The organism is Bradyrhizobium sp. Leo114 (assembly GCF_055229415.2).
Genome location: NZ_JBUYEN020000025.1, coordinates 81,904 through 101,210 on the forward strand (window position 1 = coordinate 81,904; position 19,307 = coordinate 101,210).

General features: G+C 60.8%; 18 protein-coding genes and 2 pseudogenes. 10 read left to right on the plus strand and 10 right to left on the minus strand.

Going from position 1 to position 19,307, the window contains the following annotated elements; translation table 11 throughout:
* Positions 1-118: 118 nt before the first annotated feature.
* The 3 genes from ACZIRK_RS27510 to ACZIRK_RS27520 all read right to left on the minus strand — a co-directional run bounded on the left by ACZIRK_RS27510 (position 119) and on the right by ACZIRK_RS27520 (position 3,595).
* Complete coding sequence (locus ACZIRK_RS27510) at positions 119-2,326, minus strand: xanthine dehydrogenase family protein molybdopterin-binding subunit (RefSeq protein ID WP_474418539.1); 2,208 nt, start codon at positions 2,324-2,326, stop codon at positions 119-121.
* Positions 2,327-2,329: 3 nt separating this feature from the next.
* Positions 2,330-2,785 carry a (2Fe-2S)-binding protein gene (locus ACZIRK_RS27515; RefSeq protein ID WP_130226044.1) on the minus strand — a complete coding sequence of 152 codons (456 nt, stop codon included), beginning with the start codon at positions 2,783-2,785 and terminating at the stop codon, positions 2,330-2,332.
* Between the two features lie 354 nt (positions 2,786-3,139).
* Entirely contained in the window at positions 3,140-3,595 is a 456-nt protein-coding gene (locus ACZIRK_RS27520) for a DUF3788 domain-containing protein (protein WP_130226045.1), read from the minus strand.
* 909 nt (positions 3,596-4,504) lie between these two features.
* Here ACZIRK_RS27520 and ACZIRK_RS27525 point away from each other — a divergent pair.
* On the plus strand, positions 4,505-4,681 hold the full coding sequence (locus tag ACZIRK_RS27525) for a hypothetical protein (protein WP_130226047.1): 177 nt from the start codon (positions 4,505-4,507) through the stop codon (positions 4,679-4,681).
* Here ACZIRK_RS27525 and ACZIRK_RS27530 read toward each other — a convergent pair.
* The 5 genes from ACZIRK_RS27530 to ACZIRK_RS27550 all read right to left on the minus strand — a co-directional run bounded on the left by ACZIRK_RS27530 (position 4,665) and on the right by ACZIRK_RS27550 (position 9,395).
* Entirely contained in the window at positions 4,665-4,943 is a 279-nt protein-coding gene (locus ACZIRK_RS27530) for a hypothetical protein (RefSeq protein ID WP_130226048.1), read from the minus strand. The two genes, ACZIRK_RS27525 and ACZIRK_RS27530, sit on opposite strands and share 17 nt — an antisense overlap.
* Before the next feature lie 547 nt (positions 4,944-5,490).
* On the minus strand, positions 5,491-6,243 hold the full coding sequence (locus ACZIRK_RS27535; RefSeq protein ID WP_165435222.1) for a class I SAM-dependent methyltransferase: 753 nt from the start codon (positions 6,241-6,243) through the stop codon (positions 5,491-5,493).
* Between the two features lie 199 nt (positions 6,244-6,442).
* Positions 6,443-7,231 (minus strand): ABC transporter ATP-binding protein, encoded by a 789-nt coding sequence (locus tag ACZIRK_RS27540; RefSeq protein WP_130226049.1) that lies wholly within the window; start codon positions 7,229-7,231, stop codon positions 6,443-6,445.
* Positions 7,225-8,166 carry an ABC transporter permease gene (locus ACZIRK_RS27545; protein ID WP_474418547.1) on the minus strand — a complete coding sequence of 314 codons (942 nt, stop codon included), beginning with the start codon at positions 8,164-8,166 and terminating at the stop codon, positions 7,225-7,227. The genes ACZIRK_RS27540 and ACZIRK_RS27545 overlap by 7 nt, the downstream gene beginning before the upstream one ends.
* A 98-nt stretch (positions 8,167-8,264) precedes the next feature.
* Complete coding sequence (locus ACZIRK_RS27550) at positions 8,265-9,395, minus strand: ABC transporter substrate-binding protein (RefSeq protein ID WP_245474724.1); 1,131 nt, start codon at positions 9,393-9,395, stop codon at positions 8,265-8,267.
* Positions 9,396-9,884: 489 nt separating this feature from the next.
* Here ACZIRK_RS27550 and ACZIRK_RS27555 point away from each other — a divergent pair, with 489 nt between their 5' ends.
* A complete protein-coding gene (locus tag ACZIRK_RS27555; RefSeq protein ID WP_130226050.1) occupies positions 9,885-10,214 on the plus strand; it encodes a hypothetical protein in 330 nt (109 codons plus the stop codon).
* A gap of 227 nt (positions 10,215-10,441) precedes the next feature.
* Here the strand turns inward: ACZIRK_RS27555 and ACZIRK_RS27560 are convergent, their stop codons facing one another.
* Positions 10,442-11,446 carry an alpha/beta fold hydrolase gene (locus ACZIRK_RS27560; RefSeq protein ID WP_130226051.1) on the minus strand — a complete coding sequence of 335 codons (1,005 nt, stop codon included), beginning with the start codon at positions 11,444-11,446 and terminating at the stop codon, positions 10,442-10,444.
* Positions 11,447-11,620: 174 nt separating this feature from the next.
* Here ACZIRK_RS27560 and ACZIRK_RS27565 point away from each other — a divergent pair.
* Positions 11,621-11,822: pseudogene (locus ACZIRK_RS27565) on the plus strand (transposase); the annotation flags it as partial.
* Positions 11,823-12,050: 228 nt separating this feature from the next.
* Positions 12,051-12,467, plus strand: a pseudogene (locus ACZIRK_RS27570) (FAD-dependent monooxygenase); the annotation flags it as partial.
* Between the two features lie 379 nt (positions 12,468-12,846).
* Here the strand turns inward: ACZIRK_RS27570 and ACZIRK_RS27575 are convergent.
* On the minus strand, positions 12,847-13,581 hold the full coding sequence (locus ACZIRK_RS27575) for a GntR family transcriptional regulator (RefSeq protein WP_474418540.1): 735 nt from the start codon (positions 13,579-13,581) through the stop codon (positions 12,847-12,849).
* Between the two features lie 264 nt (positions 13,582-13,845).
* On the opposite strand from ACZIRK_RS27575, the gene ACZIRK_RS27580 reads away from it, so the two are divergent.
* Genes ACZIRK_RS27580 through ACZIRK_RS27605 form a run of 6 tightly spaced genes read left to right on the plus strand, consistent with a single transcriptional unit; the run spans position 13,846 to position 19,248 of the window.
* The gene (locus tag ACZIRK_RS27580; RefSeq protein ID WP_165435223.1) at positions 13,846-14,499 is read left to right on the plus strand and encodes a cysteine hydrolase family protein; all 654 of its coding nucleotides are present in this window, start codon (positions 13,846-13,848) and stop codon (positions 14,497-14,499) included.
* A 9-nt stretch (positions 14,500-14,508) separates the two neighbouring features.
* A complete protein-coding gene (locus tag ACZIRK_RS27585) occupies positions 14,509-15,228 on the plus strand; it encodes a fumarylacetoacetate hydrolase family protein (protein WP_130226055.1) in 720 nt (239 codons plus the stop codon).
* 2 nt (positions 15,229-15,230) lie between these two features.
* Positions 15,231-16,127: a polysaccharide deacetylase family protein gene (locus ACZIRK_RS27590; protein WP_130226081.1), complete on the plus strand. Its 897-nt coding sequence runs from the start codon at positions 15,231-15,233 to the stop codon at positions 16,125-16,127.
* Entirely contained in the window at positions 16,124-16,984 is an 861-nt protein-coding gene (locus ACZIRK_RS27595) for a branched-chain amino acid ABC transporter permease (RefSeq protein WP_130226056.1), read from the plus strand. The genes ACZIRK_RS27590 and ACZIRK_RS27595 overlap by 4 nt, the downstream gene beginning before the upstream one ends.
* A complete protein-coding gene (locus ACZIRK_RS27600) occupies positions 16,981-17,985 on the plus strand; it encodes a branched-chain amino acid ABC transporter permease (protein WP_130226057.1) in 1,005 nt (334 codons plus the stop codon). Before ACZIRK_RS27595 ends, ACZIRK_RS27600 begins: the two co-directional genes overlap by 4 nt.
* Positions 17,986-17,988: 3 nt before the next feature.
* Positions 17,989-19,248 carry an ABC transporter substrate-binding protein gene (locus ACZIRK_RS27605; protein WP_130226058.1) on the plus strand — a complete coding sequence of 420 codons (1,260 nt, stop codon included), beginning with the start codon at positions 17,989-17,991 and terminating at the stop codon, positions 19,246-19,248.
* Positions 19,249-19,307 lie beyond the last annotated feature (59 nt).

Sequence of the window (19,307 nt, forward strand, 5' to 3'; positions counted from 1 at the left end):
TTAGACGAAATTTGGACCTGCGGAGAACGCGAATGTTCCAATAGTCGTTATGCTTCGGGGCTTTAGTTCCCGACTCTCATGCCGTACGCTACAACGCGCGCGGGATGACGGGCATGGACTAAGGCGACGACTTCAGGGAATTTGTATCGATCGGCAGGCTACGCACACGCTTGCCGGTCGCGGCGAAGATCGCGTTGGTTACTGCAGCACTGACAATGGCTGTCGGAGCTTCACCAACGCCACCCGGAGCCTCAGCGTTCTTGATCAAGTGTGTCTCCACCACCGGTACCTGGTCGATACGCATTGGCAGATAGCTGTCGAAATTGCTCTGCTCGACCCGTCCATCCTTGAAGGTGATTGACCCATGGAGCGCGGCGGTCAGGCCGAAAAGCGTTCCACCTTGAACCTGTGCTTCGATCGTATCTGGATTGACGTACATGCCGCAGTCAATCGCACAGACGATCCGCTTGACTTTGACAGAGCCATCGGCCGCCACTTCGACCTCGGCGACCTGCGACGTGTAACTTCCATATGCGAACTGTACCGAAATTCCGCGGCCATGCCGCGCGGGAAGGGGGGATCCCCACCCTGCTTTTTCTGCCGCGAGCGACAGAACAGCGAGCGCTCGCGGATTGTGGCCAAGCAATCCCTTGCGGTAAGCGAGGGGATCCTGTTTCGCGGCATGAGCGAGCTCATCCATGAAGCTTTCGACCACAAAAACGTTGTGAGTCGGTCCAACGCCGCGCCACCAAGACGTCCGGACACCAGGGGGCTCGATTCGGACAAAGTCGACGTGGATATTGGGCAGCGCATAGGGCGGCTCGGCCGCCGCTTCGACGGCGTCGGGGTCCAATCCGTCCTTGACGTAAGGGGGATAGTAGCGAGCCATGACTGAGGAGCCGGCGATCCGATGCGTCCAGGCAACCGGCTTGCCGGCCGCATCAAGTCCGGCCGACAGCCGATCGAGATAGTACGGCCGATACATGTCGTGCTGGATGTCTTCCTCGCGGCTCCAGATCACCTTCACCGGGCCATCGACGTGCTTGGCGATCTTGACGGCCAGCACCGTGCCGTCGGCCTCCAGCCTTCGTCCGAAGCCGCCGCCAATCAGATGATTATGAATTTTGATCGCATCCTTGGGCAGGCCGGTGAGTTCGACCACCAGAGACTGGGTGATCGTAGGCGCCTGTGTTCCGACCCAAATGTCGCAACGATCGTTCTGCAGATGAACGGTACAGTTCATCGGCTCCATCGCCGCATGGGCCAGGAAAGGCACCTGATAGACGGCGTCAACGCGTTGCGCTGCCTCCGCAAGGGCCTTCCCCGCATCGCCTTCGTTGCGGGCAACAACGCCCGGCTTTTTGGATTCCTCCTCCAATTGCTTGACGATATCGGCGTTGTTGACCTTGCCGTTCGGCCCGTCATCCCACGTGATGGCGGCAGCCTCGAGCCCCTTCTTCGCCGCACCCATGTGATCCGCGATCACGGCAACAGCTTCATCGACATTGACCACCTGCCGCACGCCCTTCACTGCCAACGCGGCGTTCTCGTTCACGGTTTTCGCTTTGCCACCGAGCACGGGCGAAATAGCAACCGTCGCAACCTTCATACCCGGTAATCGCGTATCGATACCGTAGAGCGCGCGCCCATCGACTTTTATCGATGAATCCACGCGCTTGGCGCGCGTTCCGATCAGGGTGAAATCCTTCGGATCCTTCAATCTGACGTTTGCCGCGGGCGGCACAGGCAATTTCGCCGCGGCGGTCGCAAGTTCGCCGTAGCTCAGATGCTTCGAACCTGATGCATCGAACACGACGCCATCGCTGGCGCGGCAAGTCGCCGGATCGACATTCCAGCGCTTTGCGGCTGCCGCAATCAGCAGATTACGACCCACTGCCCCTGCCTGACGGAGCGGCGTCCAGAAGGCGCGGACAGAGGCGGAACCACCTGTATTTTGAATACCTATGATCGAGTTGACGTAGAGTGCATGATTTGGCGGCGCATGCTGAACCTGAATCTGGTCAAGCTTCACTTCAAGTTCTTCAGCGAGAAGCATCGAGAGTGACGTGTAAACGCCCTGTCCCATCTCGATCATCGGAATGACCAGGGTTACGGCGCCAATCGGATTGATCCGTATAAACCCATTCGGGGCGAAAGTACCCGTGACCTCGTTTTCGGTTACTTGCGAAGCAGGCGCCGCGAACACGGGCGCCGTACGTGCACCGGCCAGAGCAAAACCGAGCAGCAAACCTGCGCCCTGAAAGAAGGTGCGCCGCGACATCGCCGTTTCACGTTCGATCCGGTTCGTTAGAATCAGCCTATCCATGGCTCAAACTCCCGCTGCTCGCTTGATCGCGGCCCGGATACGCTGGTAGGTACCGCAACGGCAGACATTTCCCGACATTGCTGAGTCGATATCCGCATCACTCGGCTTCGGAGTGTCTTTCAGCAATGCCACCGCCGACATGATCTGGCCAGATTGGCAGTAGCCGCACTGCACGACCTCCAGATCCGACCACGCCTTCTGCAAGGCCGCGCCTTGCGGCGTGCGCCCGATCGCCTCGATCGTGGTGACCGCGCCGTCGCCGATGCTATCGACCGACGTCTGGCAGGAGCGGACCGGTTGGCCGTCGATATGCACGGTGCAGGCGCCGCACAGTGCCTGGCCGCAACCAAACTTGGTCCCGGTCATGCCGAGCACATCGCGCAGCACCCACAGCAACGGGATGTCGCCGTCGACATCGATCTCATGGGGTGAGCCGTTGACCTCTAATGTGAAAGCCATGAATGCCTCTTGAGCGCGTAGGGAGTGAGCCATGAGCCAAGCAACGTCACTCATGAAATCCGCGAAAGCTCTACGCATTGTTCGCAACACGCGGCGACGGTTTCCAATAGCCGGCATGTATAGTTTCCATAGCAACGGGGAATGCTCGCAAACCGGATAGCTAAGAAGGAAATTGACGACACTCCTGCCAGAGCATATTGATCGGTAGTTGGTGGGAAGCGAACTCTTCAAACGATAACGCATCGTGCAACGACGTTGCGAGATTTGACGGCAGGATGGCCGCTCGGCACCATCCGACAGAGTTTTTGCTGAATAACCAGCGTCGCGACTTGCCGCGAAACTTTCCGGCGACATTCAAGCGCGCGACGGTGGAGGGCGCTTCATGGTCAAAAGCTCCGTCACATCATGCCGATCATCTGCGGATGAGATCGCAACGGTCAGGAATTTCCCGTCCGGGTATATTTGGGCTTCATCGTAAAGCTTGACCAACTGCGAGCGCCAGACATAACGGCGCGCCTCAAACTTGTCTCGTTCTGCTCTCCCCAAGACCACCACGGCCGAAAACCTCCTGTATTCCGGCACGAAGGTGCAAAACGCTTTTGTTCTCTTGTAGCGTAGGGACCAGCCGCGCTTCTTGCCGCCATAGAGCCATTCCGGCGCGAAGACACCGGGGTAGAAGTCCTCGATCCAGTTCTGCAGAGAGGCCCAATGCTTGAACGCGCCCGGTCCGATCCAGTCGCGGACAGTGCTATCATCGGGCGATGCTGACTTGTCAGTGATCCTGTCACCGATCTGGGGGGACTGTTCCATGCCGCTTTCCTTCAATCACAATTTTTCACGACCGGTTCGGAAGACTTGGCGGCCGACCTTGATCTTGGGCGAAAGGTGTGTCGCCACGTGCCCAAGGTTCGACTCTGTGTTGCGCAAGTGCTGTCACGGACCTCTCTCCACCATTGGGGCATAGGCGAGTTGCCCGTCAAAGCTGAAATCCGGCACGTGGATTTGCGGACACCGAATCTGGACGTCCGGTCCGTTCTTCGAGGACAGGACTGTGCTCGTTGGCTGACGTTTGAGGCTAGCAACGCCCCGGCGTTTGAGTTAACGCTCAGCGCTTGCGAAGGCGTCGGCATTTCCAGCGTAGTTCGCTTCCGGCTGGGTCTTAGTTGGCGAGCCCTGCGCTAGCTTGCTCCTACCGTGCTTCGAAGCATACCGGCGGTCCCCGGGCGCCCGAAACGCCCTCGCGCACTTCTCGAACGGCCGATACCTACTTCACGGAAATTGCGAGCGGAGGAAGTTTGTGGGAGCGCCTGCCTCCAGGATTTGAACCTATGCAGCGACCTCGAACCGGCGACATAGCGTATGAACGGCGGCTTTTGACCAGCTACAAAGGCTCCACCTTGCGAGTTAAGCTGCTCTCCAGTAGGAAAACGGCGAAATAGTGGGTCTAGCGCTGTAGCGGACCCCCGCTACCAACGATCCCCCGGACATAGCACGAGTGGGAAATAAAGCCGGATTGCCGCAGAGCGCGGCGGGGCTTCCCTTGATGTCGATCCGCACACTGCGGTCATCCTCGGCGTTGGCCTTCGACGAGGTTACTTTCAAGGCCGCGCAGCGATCAAGCTCGATCGCCGCCGCGACGCCACGCCAGTGACCGCGCAAAAGGCGCGCCCCCAAGCGAGCTTTCTCGGGGCTCTCAAATGCGGATGCTGCGGCGGCGGCATGGCCTCCATCGGCAGCGATCGGAAAGGAGTTAGGCTGCAATGTTCGGCCCACCGGGAAAGTGGCTCTTGGTGCGCTCGATTATCGTCCTGGTTGACGCCACCTCATCATAGTGTTTGCCGGCGTCGCCTCGACATCGACAATGATCGCGTGCTCGACATCAATAAGGATTGCTGAGCCCGTATCCGAACTGCACGCGCTTGTTGGCTTTTGCCGTCCACGCCGACGACGGATCGGACGGCGAGATCATCTTTGGCAGCTTGCGATCGGGCGCTGCGGTCGGCTTCCCGTTAGAACCGCCATCGCGCCTGCCCACGACTTCCTGGACCCGCGTCTCGGCCTCAAGTCCGGCAAGATACTCGGCCCACGGTACGCTTCTGACGTTGTGCGTCGGTCCAGTCCAGCTCGGTTTGCGCTTTGCTGTGATAGCTGCTGGCATTGGCTTCCATCACGCTCGCACCCCACCGCGAACCCCGCCTTGCTTCGTGACGTGAGCGCGACCCATGAAAATGAATTCACTCGCCGGCCACGAACCCAAATATCCCGAAGGCGAGCCCCCTGGGGCATTCGCCTGATATTGGCAAGCGCTGCATGAACAACAATCACTGAGGCAGACCTCGGCCGCCTGCATCGATAACGATGGCGCGCCCGACAGTCTCGCCTCCAAGCAGGCCTCCCGACACCCTACTCCTCTCAAGGTGAGGACCGGACGTAAAACTGCTTGTCCTCTGAAGGGTCAGGTTCTGCAACTCGACCGCGAAGCGGAGGGGGAGCTGCGCCATTTAGAGTTCTATAAGCAGCCACGCTAGAGTCAGCCGGCGGTTAAGCGTTGCGACATCCGCTCTTGAAGGGAACGTCGATACCGAGCGCGTGATTCGCGACTTCCGTGTTTGGACCCTGAGCTGACCTCGTCACAATTCGGAAAGCCGCGGCGCGTTTGGGTGAACGATTTCGGGTTCACGGAAGAGACGGCTCTGCCCCTCGGGCTAGGGAACGATGCGCCGGCAGGCCCCCGCGATGTTTGCAAACGACCTCGGGCCATCGGGCTGGCCGGCCTCGTAGGCATCGCGCACGGCGGCGTCGGTGCGCGCTCGCTCCGCAGCGTCGAGCGCTGCCACATACTTCCCGAGCGGCCCTTCGCCAGCGGCAATCGGCGCCCAATAGTCGGCAAAGCTTTTGTAGTCCATGCGGATCATCAGCTCCATTTCCGCAATGTCCACGAGACCCTGTTCGGCAAACGTCCGTCTCAGTTCGCCGGGCTGCATCATCGCTTGAAAGCAATAGCGACTGCGCAGCTGGCGCCCGCTTTCACCGAGTGCCGCCACCGTATCGACCATCATGCGCATGCCGGGCATGCCGCCGAGATGATCCCACACCGCTGCCGCGACCACGCCGCCCGACCGAACGGCGCGGCGCATCTCGGCTACTGCCTTGCCGGCTTCGGGAACGAAGTGGAGCACGAAAAGCGCCAAAGCGCGGTCGAACGTGCCGCCCTCGAAGGGCAGGGCGCAGGCATCCGCCTGTCGGACTTTTATTCGCGGGTTTGTGTCGCGCCGGATCACCTCCTCGACAAAGACTGGTGAATAGTCGACCGCGGCAATCTCTGCGAGATCGGCTGCTTTGGCTAGCGCGAATGTCAAGCTCCCGGTGCCGCAGCCGACGTCGAGAACCCTTTCGCCGTCGGCAACTCCTGTGAAGTCGATGAATGGCCGCGCCGGTCTCCGGCTCCAGCGGCCCATGAGCTACTCATAGCCCGCGGCGTTGTGAACGCTGAATTCCGAGGTCATTGAAGTCTCCGTGCGCTTCCCAGATTTTTAGACCTCCTCTGCATGGCTACCAAGCCGCTAAAGCAATCGCATTGCAATCGCGGCGAATACGCCGTGTGGCTCCTCTATGATATGTATGAGAAGATCTGCCACGGCGAGCTCCTTTCGACGGCTACCATGCCTCATCGAGGCCGAGATGCTCGAACACCTCGCGACGAAGCTCAACAAAGTGCGGATCGCCCCGGTGGCGAGGATAGGGTTGGCTGTTGACGACTTCGGCCTTGATCCGTGCCGGTCGCTCGCTCAGCACGATGATACGGCCGGCGAGCAAGAGCGCCTCCTCGACATCGTGCGTGACCAGCAGCGCCGTGAAGTTCGAGCGCTGCCAAAGTGATACGAGTTCCGCCTGCATCGCGATGCGAGTCAGCGAGTCGAGCTGGCCCAAAGGTTCGTCGAGAATGAGCAGCTTCGGGTCGTTGACAAGCGCACGCGCCAGAGCCGCGCGTTGCGCCATGCCGCCGGAAAGCTGGTGCGGGTAGGCATTGGCGAAGCCCGTGAGCCCCACCAGGCGCAACGCGTCCTCGATACGTCCGCGATGGGTGCGCAGCAGCCCGCGGGCTTCCAGACCGAGCGCAACGTTGCTCCACACCGTCCGCCATGGATAAAGCGTGGGGTCTTGAAAAACGACGACGCGCGACGGATCGGGTGCTTCGATCTCGCTTCCCTCCGTTAGCAGGGAGCCGGCTGTTGGAGTGTCGAGCCCCGCGACCAGCCGCAGCAGGGTCGATTTTCCGCACCCACTCGGTCCCAGGAGAGCGACGAATTCGCCGCGGCGGACCTGCATGCTGATGCGGTCCAATACCCGCAAGGACTGCCCTTCGAGATCGAAGCTATGGCTAACTTCGCGGAGCGTTAGGGTCGATCCACGGACCGCGCAATCGCTTGCGATTGCCGCTACCATCGCACGACACCTTTCTGCCAGGATAGCAGGCGGTCCCGCAAGCGGAACAGCAGCGTGATCAGCCCGGAGCACAAGAACGCCATGAGCAGCAGCGCGGCGTACATATTGGCGTAGGCCGCCCAACCCTGCGCCCATTGCAGATACCAGCCGAGCCCGGCCTTCACGCCCAGCATCTCGGCTACGACAAGAACCGCAAACGAGTTGCCGAGACCCATGAACAGGCCAACAAAGACATGCGGCATTGCCGCCGGAATGGCAACCTTGAGCACGAGGAAGCGCTGGGTTGCTCCCAATGTCCGCGCAATGTCGTAATAGGCGCTCTTCACGCAGGCGACGCCCGACCAGGTGAGCACGGTGACCGGAAACCCGGTGGCGAGCGCGATCAGGAAAATGCTGGCGCTGAAGCTCGACGGGAAAATGAAAAATGCGAGCGGCAGCCAAGCTGTCGCGGGCAGCGGCCCGATGAACCGCAAAACTGGGTGGATCCAATAACCGGCGAGCCGCGACCAGCCGATCGCGACACCGGTTACGAACCCCACCGCCGCACCGAGAAAATAACCGGTCGCGAGCAGACGCGCTGAGGCGAAGATACCTTCAGCCAGCCGCCCCCAATCATCGACTGCGACTTCGACAATGGCCTGCGGCGGCGGAAAAAACGGCAACGGCAGCAATCCAAGCTTTGCTGTGACGGCCTCCCATGCAGCCAAAAACAGCGCGAGGGCGAGCAGCCACGGAGAAAGCCGCTGGAGACGCTGAAACGCAACGAAACGAACGCCGGCAAAGGCCGCCAAGGCAAGGGCAAGGGCCAATGCGCCGCAGGCAAGGGCGAAGCCCCCCGTATACGCCCAATCGCTCTCGGGCTTATCTGGCCAGAACGCAGTGAGCGCGGCGACCGTCAACCATGCGACGGCAACAGCCAGTCCGCCGATCAACAACCGAGTGGTCGAACTTTCAAAAAAGCCGAAACCCGATTTCGCTGATGGCCTCGGCACTTCATCGATGACCGAGCTCACTGCGGATCTTCCCAATCGGCTCAGCTTAGAACGTCAAGATAAATCCGGTCGGCGAACTTGGCCGGGTCAGTGCTTCGCTTGATGACGTTCACTGCCCTGAGTTCATCAGTGTAGAGTAGAAGTTGTTTCTTGAGCTCCGCCCCGACGGGATGCCTGTGGTGTGTATGGCTACGATACATAGTGGCGAGATCCTCTACGGACCCTCTCCCGCCGTAGCCCGAATAGATTGCTGCGGCATCGGCGGGATCGCTGGCAACTCGATCTGCCGCTTCCAGTATCGATCGTGTCAGAGCGGCCGCCACCGGCATTTCGCTTCGGGTGAGGCTGCCACGTATCGCGAGAACGCAGCAGGTGCGGTCGGCGAATTCACCCGTCAAGTTCGTCGCGATCTCGTTAAGTTTGCCTTCCTTGAGCCAGAGGTAGGGCAGCGGATCTATCTCGGCCAGCGCCTGCACTTCGCCCTTATCGACGGCAAGCGCGAGCAGATTGGCCGGGTACTGGCGCCACTCTACTTCTTGGGCCGGATCGATGCCCTTCTTGGCGAGGTAGATCGAAAAGAAGTTCTTCGCGGGGCTCGCTTGATCGCTAATCGCGATAGCCTTGCCGCGCAGGGATTCCAGGCTGTCAATATTCGCAGCCTTGGAGCCGAGGAGCCGGATGCAGCCGCCGTGCACACCCGAGGTGATCCGAACGTCAAAACCTTGCTCCAGCGGTTTGAGCCAGCGCAGGGCCAACCCCAAACCGGCATCCGCCTTGCCAGTTGCAATCGCCTCCAACAACTGGTCGGTCGAACCGCCGAAATTGACGAAATCGACATCGAGGTTGTGCTTGGCGAAGATACCCCGTTCCTTTGCGACTGGCGCAGCGACCGTGCATGCCGCGTTCGCGTTCCAGGCGAGTTTTAGTTGACGGGGTGGGCCTTGCAGCTCTTCGCTGTTCGCTGCGGTGCGGCAAATAAGGGGCTCGCCAGGAATATAAGACAGCGATCCTGTCCCGGATGCCGTCAGCGCGCGAGCCGCTCCGAACATTCCAAACGGCGCCGCGGCGCCGAGGGTGCAAACCAACGTCAGCGCCGAGCGGCGAGAGAAGGCGCCCCGCTTCGCTTCAGTCAGACCTTTCGTTAAGCCGTTGCCAATTTCGCGCTTTTCCATGTGTCACTCCCAAACTCGCGTGTGAATGGAATAGAACCGGGCGGCGCTTTGCGGTGGCCTTAGCTCACCTCTCCGCGGGCATCATCGGAGCCCGTCTGCTACACAGGTGTGAAGACGGTCACATTAACGCAAAAAATTGGAAGGAGATAGCGGCGCGGCTATTAAGGCTCTTGTCAATCGTGTTGACCTACTCACTCGCGATTTGGTCGCGATCGGCGCGAGTAGATGATCAATATTTCGGTCGAGCGCACGCTCCAGCATGGAGCTTGCGTTGCGCGAATTGAGCGACGCCTACATCGAGATCATGCAGGATAAGGCTGAACCTCTAGCGCGAAGTCCAGCATGCTATGGAATAGTTGGCTTGTTGCAGTACAACGGAAGCTACTGGTTGGGCTTTGCGCCTTTGACCCATGTTGGCTTCCCGCTTCACTTGCTTGATCCCGGGAGTGCCATCAATGTTGGGCCGGGGCATACCTACGTGGAGGTCGCATGATTACCGCTGTTGTACGATACAAACTGCCGCCGCAGATCGACTGCGCCGCGTGCCGCGAGCACTTCCACAAGATCGCACCCGGCTTTCGCGACGTGACGGGGCTGATCAGCAAGCACTTTATCTGGACCGAAAGCGGCTGGGCGGGCGGCGTGTACCAGTGGGAGCGCATCGAGGACGCCAAGGCGTTCTACACCGGACCGTGGCTCGAGGGCATCATCCAGCGCTACGGCATGAAGCCGGAGATCGATTTCTACGAGGTCTTTGCGGTGACCGACAACACTCACGGCAAGATTGAGCTGTTCAAGGAGACCGTTCCCTCCAAATGACCCTGAGAAGATCTCGCTCATATGCGGCCTAGGGTCCGTGCTCAATAAGGATTGAACCAATCAGCTCAGGACCGAGCTAGTCCGCATTAGAGCGCGATGACTTTTCTTCGTATCGTCATCCCGCTCTATGTTTTTGTTGGAGCATGATCCCTCGGGCGGAGCCCGAGGGCATGCTCTTCGGAAAACCGCCACACACTTTGCACTAACTCGGTCCGGATCATGCTCCGTCATCCGTGATCCGGCAGCGATTTAAGAAATTCCAAGAGCGCGGCGTTGACCTCTTCAGGCCGCTCCTGTTGGGTCCAATGGCCGCAGCCTGCCAGCATCTTGATGCCGCGCAAACCGGGAACGAGGTTTTGGAGATTGGCGAGCACCTGTTCCGTGCCGGGAAAGGAAATCACCAGGTCGTGATCGCCGGCCATAAATAACGCTGGCACCGACACCCGCAGGCCCGCCATCGCGCCAAGCAGCTCCCAATTTCGATCGATGTTGCGATAATAGTTCAGGCCTCCGCGGAAGCCGGTTCGCCTGAATTCCTCTCCATAAAAGTCGATATCCTTTTCGGTGATCCAAGACGGCAATACTGCCGGTGCGCTGGAACCTCGCAAGGATTCACCGCCGTTCGGGACCATAGCGAAATTTTCTGACGACCCGCCGCTTGCCTGAGCGGCTCGTGCGAGCGCCACACCATGGCCCGACCCAGCAAACAGCAGGTTGCGTAAAGTGGTCCGCGGATCGCGCCCGAACTCCGCTTCGGCGAGTCCTGGCTCCTGGAAGTAAAGCATGTAGAACCGCGCGTTTTCCGTGCGCGGCATGAGCGCGGTTCGAAGCGACATGCCCCCTGGATAGAACGGGACGCTCATGGCCGCCACAGCCCTGAAGCGGTCAGGCCGCAGCAGCGCCGCCTGCCAAGCGACGATCGCCCCCCAGTCGTGACCGACAATTACCGCCTTCTCTGCCCCGAGAGCGTCGAGAACGCCGACCATATCGCCGACGAGATGAAACAGCGTGTATTTGTCGATCGCCTTGGGCGCGTCGCTCTTGCCATAGCCGCGCATATCCGGGGCTACGGCGTGGAAGCCGGCTGCGGCAAGGGCGCCCAATTGATGTCGCCACGAGTACCAGGATTCGGGCCAGCCATGGGCCAGCAATGCGACCGGTCCGTCGCCCTGCTCAGCGATATTGAGGTGGATACCATTACTTTCGATAATTCGTTGCTTCGGCTCGCTCATCTTTCTCTCTTGCTCGATTGTGACTGCAGAGGCTTCTGCCGACAGCAAGTCGAACAAGCGAAAGCCGGAACGACATCTTCAGGATAAATTAATTACGTTTTGGGCGCGCCGGAGCTGAGGATTCTCAGGCGGCCTCAATCGTGATTCAAGGTCTTCCGATTCGAGCAGGCCTTGATGCGCAAGCAACTTTACTGGTTGAGCGACGCGGAGTGGAAGCGCCTTGAGCCCCTGTTGCCGCGAGGACGGCGTGGTGCGCACCGGGTGTACGACCGACGGGTGATCAGCGGGATCGTGCATATGTTACGGCCGGGAGCGCGCTGGCGGGATTGTCCGCCGGAATACGGTCCCTACACGACGATTTACAATCGCTTCAACGGCGGGAGCCGACAGGGTCTCTGGTTCGAGTCAGTCGAGACTTTAACTGGCAAGACCGGCATCGTCGGATCGTCGCCATCGACAGTTTCCCACATCAAAGCGCACCGCTCCGCCGCCGGCGAAAAATGGGGTGCTGGAGCAGGCGACCCGCACCCGGCTGGATCAGCTCACGGAATATTTCACAGCCATGCCGTGATCGACCGCGTCGACGCCGCGCACCGCGCGTACATTCCGCTCGACCGCCCTGCACCGGCTGCTCGAGCGTTATCCCGGCAAGTCGTTCTACAACGTGCTGCATCCGGAACTTGACGGCTACTGGAAATTCTTCGGCCGCGTGGATCTCGGCACCACGTGGTTCTTCCATGCGCCCGTTCCCGCCGACACCACGCGCGACAATTTCGACTTCCGCCGCCTCCTGCACGAGGCCGCCGGTGCGGAGTTCGAGATCGAGTTCAATCATATCGGCTTTTGGGACCTACGCTTTGCGCGGGCCGACAGTTATCGCGCGGGCCGTGTCTTCATCGCAGGGGACGCCGGCGCACAGCCACCCCCTTACGGCGGCTATGGGATCAACAGCGGGCTGAAGGATGCCGTCAACCTGTCCTGGAAGCTCGCGGCCACCCTGCAGGGCTGGGAAGATGAAGGAGCTGCCGGTCAACGATTTCATGACGAAGGACGGAACCATTCGTGATGATGGGCGCGTGATCAGGAACATGTACCTTCTTGCGACCAAAGATCCTTCCGAATCCAAGGGCGAGTGGGATCCTATGAAAGTCGTTACAACAATGCCCGGCAAGGACGCGTTTCGGCCGTTGGCAGATAGCGAGTGCCCTTTGGTTCAGCGAAAACAATAGCTCGAGAGCTGTCGTGCGCTCCGCTTCGTCCCATACAACGGAACCTGTTGACTCTGAAATGCGCGTAGCACTTCGCTAGCCGAAAGGAGACGGCTTCCTGCCGGAGGATTTCTTGGAGGGCTGTGGTGTCGCTCGGCAATCGAAAATCGAAGAGATGGCGCCATACTGATGCTAGCGGCGGAGTCGCCGCGCCGTCTTCTTGGCTGCTTGAACTGCAGCCGGAGAGGCGAGGGACCTTATCAGAGACGACTTCGCGCTGGCCACATGGTCTCGCATCAGCATCTCGGCGCGCCAGGGCTCGCGCCCGACGATGGCCTCGAAGATGCGATGGTGATCTTCGTGCCGGCGGCGAACGTCGACTTCTTCAAACGCCACGACATTGCGTGGCGACGAGACCGGCACTTGTTGACACAGATAGACCATGTCATTGAGGAGCCTCGAACCGGCAGACGAATGGATCGTGACGTGGAAACATGCATTGATCCGGCTGTACTCGGATCGGTGCTCGTCGGTGATATGCCCATTGCGAAGCAAATCATCGCCGTCCCGGAGCGCCTGTTGTAGGGTCGCGATCTCGCCGACGTTCAGCCCGCGCTCGGCGCTGAGCCGTGCCGCAAGCCCTTCGAGCACGGCGCGAACTTCATAGGCGCTGATCACCTCGTCGATTGAGAATTCCCGCAAGGTGTAGCCGCGATTAGGGGTGTAATCGAGCAGGCCCTCGGATGCGAGCTTCTGAAGCGCCGCGCGGACGGGTGTGCGTGACACGCCCAGCAGAGTCGTTAGCTTGATTTCATGCAGGCGTTCGCCCGGTTCGAATTCGCCGGCCAGGATGGCGGCGCGAACTGCCTCGAGCACGGATTCGAACCGCGTGGAGAATGACGTTTCTGGGGCTGGCAGGGCGGCCATGCGAAAAGGGTCCGAAACTTGTTTGTACACAATCTAGCGAAACGTCAGTGCCGTTCAAGCGCCGTCTGGCGTCACGTATGAACGTGATCTTGTGCATGGCTTGCGCATTTCCAAGCCGGATTGAATATGGATTGACCGTGCTCCGCATAGAATCCAAGCACGAAATGTATACATTATCTTTGACTCGCCGCCAGAATGTATTGCAGAGTGAGGGCAGGCGGGTTTGTCTCCTGCCCAACAATCCGGATGCCAAGGAAGCGGCACATGAATCTCGGCGTCGACCAACCCAAGGCTGCGATCATCGCGATCGATTTGCACCGCGGTCATCTGGATATGAACGTCGCGACCATGCCGACATCGCCGGAGGTTGCGCAGCGGGTGATCGCGGCCAACAAGCGCCTGTTCGATTGGGCGCGTAGCGCCAAGATCCCGGTCATCCATCTGCTTACGCAGTATCGCGATGTCGCTGAAATCGCCTCCAATCCGTTCTGGCGAACGCGCGCCGAGGATCCCAAGGCGACGCGCAAGAATGTGCTGCGGCATAATATCGCCGGGATGCCGGGTGTTGCCATCATCCCCGACCTCTATGACAGCGAACGGGACCTCGTTGTCGACACGAAGAAGCGCTACGATTGCTTCCTCGGCACCGATCTCGGTTTCACGCTGCGCGCGCACGGCGTCAACACGCTGCTGGTCACGGGCGTCAACACCAACTCCTGTGCGCTCGCGACGACGACTGCAGCCAATGTGCGCGATTATGCCGTGATTGTCGTGAAAGATTGCGTCGAGACCATGGACGGTCCGGCGCTGCATGAGGCGGGCCTGCTCTGCGTCCGCACCGCGTTTGGTTTCGTGCTAGACACCAGTGAAATCCAACAACTCAGCCTCTTCAGCCCGGTCGCCAAAAGCGCCGCTTAGGAATCCGTGATGACGTCGTCTGCGTATGCTCCGGATCTTCCAGTTCCCGTCGTCGCAGCGGCTTCGCTGACAATTGCAGGGTCGTCGCAGCGCTTTCCGGTACGCCGGATCTATTGCGTCGGACGGAATTATGTCGAGCATATCCGCGAAATGAAGGAAGGCGACGAGCGCGATCCGCCTTTCTTCTTCCAGAAGCCGGCGGACGCACTCGTTGAAGACGGAACTGTCGTGCCCTATCCGGCCGATACGGAGGATTTTCAGTTCGAGATCGAACTCGTGGTCGCGCTCGGCGCCGGCGGCTGCAACCTGTCGCGCAACAGCGCGCTGGCGAGCGTTTATGGTTACGCGGTGGGCATCGACCTCACGCGCCGCGACCGACAGCGCGAGATGCGAGCGAAGATGCTGCCATGGGAACGAGGGAAATCGTTCGACGCATCGGCTCCCTGCGGCGCCATTCACGGCGTTGCCGAGGTGGGGCATCCCGCACGCGGCGCCATTACGATCGACGTCAACGGGCGCGAACGGCAGCGCGGCGATCTTTCGCAGATGATCTGGAAAGTGCCTGAGATCATCGCCAACCTGTCGTCGTCCTATCGCCTCGCGCCTGGTGACCTCGTGATGACGGGCACCCCCGCGGGCGTCGGGCCTCTATTGCCCGGCGATCAGGTCACCGGAGCGATCGAGGGCGTCGGCAGAATTGCCATCACCATTGGAGCGCGCGAAACGTGAACATGCTGCCCACCGACCGTCTGGCCTATTCGTCAATCGCGGACCGCCCGCGGCTGGTGCTTCCGGATGCAGCGCGCGTCGCCGTCTGGGTGATCGTCAATGTGGAGGAATGGGACCCGAAAGAGACGATGCCGCGAACGGTGTTGACACCGCCGGCCGGTGGCGCGCCGATGCCCGATATCCCGAACTGGGCCTGGCACGAATACGGCAATCGCGTCGGATTCTGGCGCATGCTCGAGGTGCTGGACCGCTTCAATATCAAGGCGGCTCTCGCCATCAATGGCAAGGCGATCGGCACGTATGAGCCGATCGCAAAGGCGGCGCATGATCGGAGCTGGGAATTCATCGGTCACGGCTTCGGCCAGAAGAACATGCAGAAGGTCGCGGATGAGCGCGAGGACATCCGCAAGACGCGGGATGCGATCCGCGCCTACACGAACAAGAATCCGCGCGGTTGGCTGGGTCCCGGGCTGACCGAGACCTGGGAGACGTCGGATATCCTGGTGGAGGAAGGGTTCGACTACGTCTGCGATTGGGTGCTCGACGATGAGCCGGTGGTCCTGAAGACCCGCACGAAGCCGATCGTGAATGTGCCGTACACCCAGGAATGTAACGACGTGGCGATGATGCTGATCCAGCATCACAAGGCGTCGGAATACCGGGATCGTGCCATCGACCAGTTCGACCAGATCTATGCCGATGCCAAAACCTCATCGCGTATTATGGCACTGGTGGTTCACCCTTACATCATGGGAGCGCCGCATCGGCTCAAATATTTCGCGGCTGCAATCGAGCATATCAAGCGTCATCCCGATGCGACGTTCTGGACCGGAGAGCAGATTTACGACTGGTACCTGTCGCAACGTCCGAACGCGCTGAAGGGCCAAGCTCCGGCATGATGGGGATCAATCTCTTTCAGATCCTGAACGGCCTGACCTTCGCGGCCCTGATCTTCATCGTCGCGTCCGGCTTTACCTTGATTTTCGGCTTGCTGCGCATCGTCAATCTCGCTCACGGAGCACTCTATCTGGTCGGAGGTCTCGCCGGCTATTCGGCGGCAAAGGCCAGCGGAAGTTTCGTGGTGGGAGCGTTGGCTGCGATGGCGCTGGTCGCAGCGCTAGGGGCGGTGCTCGACCGTGGCCTGCTGAGCTTCGTGCGCGGCGTCGAATTGCGCCAAGTGCTGCTCACACTCGGCGTCGCGTTCATTCTCAACGACATCTCGCTCGTGATCTGGGGCGGAGACACGTTCTCGGTGCCGGTCCCGGAGGCCCTGAGAGGCGCCATGTGGATTGGCGGCGTGATGTATCCGAAGTATCGCGTCTTCGTTCTGGTTCTCGGCCTGCTGGTGTTTGCCGTGCTGTGGCTGCTCCTCAACAAGACGCGGCTCGGCGCGCTGATCCGCGCAGGTGTCGACGATCCCGAGATGGTCGAAGCCATGGGCATCAACATCCGTCGGGTTTTCCTGGGTACATTCATGCTCGGGGCGGCTCTGGCAGGCCTCGGCGGGGTGGTGGGTGGTGCCTTCCTGACTCTTTACCCGAGTGCCGACGCAGAGATCCTGGTGTTCTCGCTCGCAGTCGTCATCATCGGCGGACGCGGCAGCCTCGTGGGCGCCGCGCTCGGCGCGTTGCTGGTGGGCCTTTTGAACGCGATCGGGCAGGTGATGTTTCCAGAACTCGCCTATTTCGTGATCTTCGGACCGATGGCGCTGCTGCTGGCGTTCCGGCCACTCGGCCTGTTCGGGAGGGTAGCGTGAGATCGGCTCCGCTCACCCCTGTTGCATCGTCGGCGGCCCGCTCGCTCCGCCAGCCGCGCGCCGTTGGCTGGATCGCGTTGGTACTCCTGGCCCTGACCGTCCTCCCTGCTGTCTTGCCGAGTTACCAGGTGTCTGTCGTCACGCAGGTCTTGATCTTCAGCGTGCTGGCGATGTCGATCGACATTCTCGCGGGCTTCGCGGGGCGCACCTCGCTCGGTCATGGTGCAATTTTCGGCGTCTCCAGCTATGTCGCGATCTACTGGACCTCGACGCTTGGCGGCGACATCTGGATCGGCATCGCCCTCGGCATTCTGGCGGCGACGGCGCTTGCCGGCGTGTTCGCGGCGCTGGCCATCCGCACGTCTGGCGTCTATTTCCTGTTGCTGACGCTGGCGCTCGGCATGATCGTATGGGGCGTCTGCTTGCGCTGGACGACGGTCACGGGCGGCGAAAACGGGCTGCGCGGTGTCGGTCGTCCCGCCTTTATCGCAGACCATGCCAGCTTCTATTACGCCGTGCTGATCATTGTCGCGCCACTGACCTGGCTGATGTGGCGGCTCGTCCACTCGCCGTTCGGGCTCACCTTGCGCGGAATCCGCGATTCCGAAAGTCGTATGCGAAGCCTCGGCTACAACGTTCCGCTCCACCTGTTCGTGGCATTCGTGTTGTCCGGATTCTTCGCAGGCGTCGCCGGCGGCCTCTACGTCTTGTTCAACAATTTCGTCAGTCCCTCGACCGTGCAGCTGTCGCAGTCGGTCTCCGCTCTGCTGATGGCCATCACCGGCGGCGTCGGCACGCTGCTCGGTTCCTTCGTCGGAGCCGCCGGCATCATCGTCCTGGAAAACGCCGTCAGCGCCTACACCGCGCGGTGGCCGAGCGTGCTCGGGATCGCCTTCGTGCTCATCATGATCTTCGCGCCGGAAGGCGTGGTCGGCCGCGCGCGCCTTCTGCTCGCACGCCGGCGTTCCCGTTCCTCGAAACCAAATCATTCCGGAGGTTAGACGATGGACCGCAGACGCTTCCTGAAAACGACCGGCCTTACGCTCGCAGCCGGCACCGGCGTTCTATCCGCCCCCTTCCTGGCGCGGGCCCAAGCAGCGCCGATCCGTATCGGACTGATGGCGCCGCAGACCGGTGTCGTGGCAGCCGGCGGCCGCGAGATCATCGATGGCTTTTCGCTGTTCTGGGAGAGCGCAGGCAACCAGGCGGGCGGCCGCAAGGTTGAGATCATCGTCGAAGACGACGCTTCCAATCCGGACACGGCGCTGCAGAAGGCGCGACGCCTCGTCGAGCAGGCGAAGGTGGACATGCTCTTCGGCAATCTTCTGGCCAACACCGGCCTTGCCGTTGCCAACTACGTCAAGGGCAACGGGACGCCGTACTTCATTCCGGTGATCGCGGCCGACGATCTCACTCAGCGCGCCAGGATCAAGAACGTGATCCGCGCCGGCGGTTACAGCGCCAGCCAGTTCTCGCGGCCTCTTGCGGACTGGGCGCTGAAGCAGGGCTACCGCAGGGTCGCGATGATCTCCCAGGACTACACGTTTGGCCACGAGCAGTGCGGCGGCTTCGCACAGACTTTCACGGAAGGCGGCGGCACGGTGGTCGGCCAGTTCTGGCATCCGCTGAACACGTCCGATTTCAGCCCCTATCTTGGTCAGGTGGCGGGTGTGAAGGCCGACGTGGTGTTCGCGATGCAGACCGGCGCAGACGCCACGCGCTTGATCCAGCAATATGCAAGCTTCGGTCTGAAGGATCAGATACCGCTGCTGGGATCGCAGAATGCGACCGACCAGTCGGTCATCCGGACGATGGGCGCCGAGTGCGAGGGGATCGTCACCTCCGCCCATTTTGCCGAGGGCGCCGATCTGCCGGCGACCCACGCGTTCGTCAGGACTTATTCCGACAAGTTCAGCAAGATCCCCTCGCTTTACGCCTTTTCGCATTATGTCGGCGCGATGTGGGTGGCCAAGGCGATCAACGCGATCAACGGCAAGGTCGAAGACCGCGATGTCTTCCTCGACACCGTGCTCAAGACCGACCTTCCGGACAGCCCGCTCGGCAAGGCGGTTCGCTTCGACGACTACGGCAATCCCGTTTACGACGTCGTCATCCGCAAGACCATGAAGAACAAGGACGGCAAATTCTGGAATGTCCCGATCGGGGGTTATCCGCAGGTGTCGCAGTTCTGGAAGTACGACCCCGCGACTTACATGAGGCAGCCGCCCTATTCGCGGGATTTCCAGGGCATCAAGAAGACCTGAGACCATCAAAGACGGCCGGCTCGCCGGCCGCTACGTTCCGCCTGTTGACGAGAAAGCGC

What these genes read in the sequence shown, in the direction of transcription:
- ACZIRK_RS27520 (WP_130226045.1), bottom strand. Translation starts at nt 3,595, where the DNA reads ATGGAACAGTCCCCCCAGATCGGTGACAGGATCACTGACAAGTCAGCA.
- ACZIRK_RS27580 (WP_165435223.1), top strand. Translation starts at nt 13,846, where the DNA reads ATGAATCTCGGCGTCGACCAACCCAAGGCTGCGATCATCGCGATCGAT.
- ACZIRK_RS27560 (WP_130226051.1), bottom strand. Translation starts at nt 11,446, where the DNA reads ATGAGCGAGCCGAAGCAACGAATTATCGAAAGTAATGGTATCCACCTC.
- ACZIRK_RS27595 (WP_130226056.1), top strand. Translation starts at nt 16,124, where the DNA reads ATGATGGGGATCAATCTCTTTCAGATCCTGAACGGCCTGACCTTCGCG.
- ACZIRK_RS27510 (WP_474418539.1), bottom strand. Translation starts at nt 2,326, where the DNA reads ATGGATAGGCTGATTCTAACGAACCGGATCGAACGTGAAACGGCGATG.
- ACZIRK_RS27605 (WP_130226058.1), top strand. Translation starts at nt 17,989, where the DNA reads ATGGACCGCAGACGCTTCCTGAAAACGACCGGCCTTACGCTCGCAGCC.
- ACZIRK_RS27540 (WP_130226049.1), bottom strand. Translation starts at nt 7,231, where the DNA reads ATGGTAGCGGCAATCGCAAGCGATTGCGCGGTCCGTGGATCGACCCTA.
- ACZIRK_RS27535 (WP_165435222.1), bottom strand. Translation starts at nt 6,243, where the DNA reads ATGGGCCGCTGGAGCCGGAGACCGGCGCGGCCATTCATCGACTTCACA.
- ACZIRK_RS27550 (WP_245474724.1), bottom strand. Translation starts at nt 9,395, where the DNA reads ATGGAAAAGCGCGAAATTGGCAACGGCTTAACGAAAGGTCTGACTGAA.
- ACZIRK_RS27585 (WP_130226055.1), top strand. Translation starts at nt 14,509, where the DNA reads ATGACGTCGTCTGCGTATGCTCCGGATCTTCCAGTTCCCGTCGTCGCA.
- ACZIRK_RS27590 (WP_130226081.1), top strand. Translation starts at nt 15,231, where the DNA reads ATGCTGCCCACCGACCGTCTGGCCTATTCGTCAATCGCGGACCGCCCG.
- ACZIRK_RS27515 (WP_130226044.1), bottom strand. Translation starts at nt 2,785, where the DNA reads ATGGCTTTCACATTAGAGGTCAACGGCTCACCCCATGAGATCGATGTC.
- ACZIRK_RS27555 (WP_130226050.1), top strand. Translation starts at nt 9,885, where the DNA reads ATGATTACCGCTGTTGTACGATACAAACTGCCGCCGCAGATCGACTGC.
- ACZIRK_RS27530 (WP_130226048.1), bottom strand. Translation starts at nt 4,943, where the DNA reads ATGCCAGCAGCTATCACAGCAAAGCGCAAACCGAGCTGGACTGGACCG.
- ACZIRK_RS27575 (WP_474418540.1), bottom strand. Translation starts at nt 13,581, where the DNA reads ATGGCCGCCCTGCCAGCCCCAGAAACGTCATTCTCCACGCGGTTCGAA.
- ACZIRK_RS27525 (WP_130226047.1), top strand. Translation starts at nt 4,505, where the DNA reads ATGGCCTCCATCGGCAGCGATCGGAAAGGAGTTAGGCTGCAATGTTCG.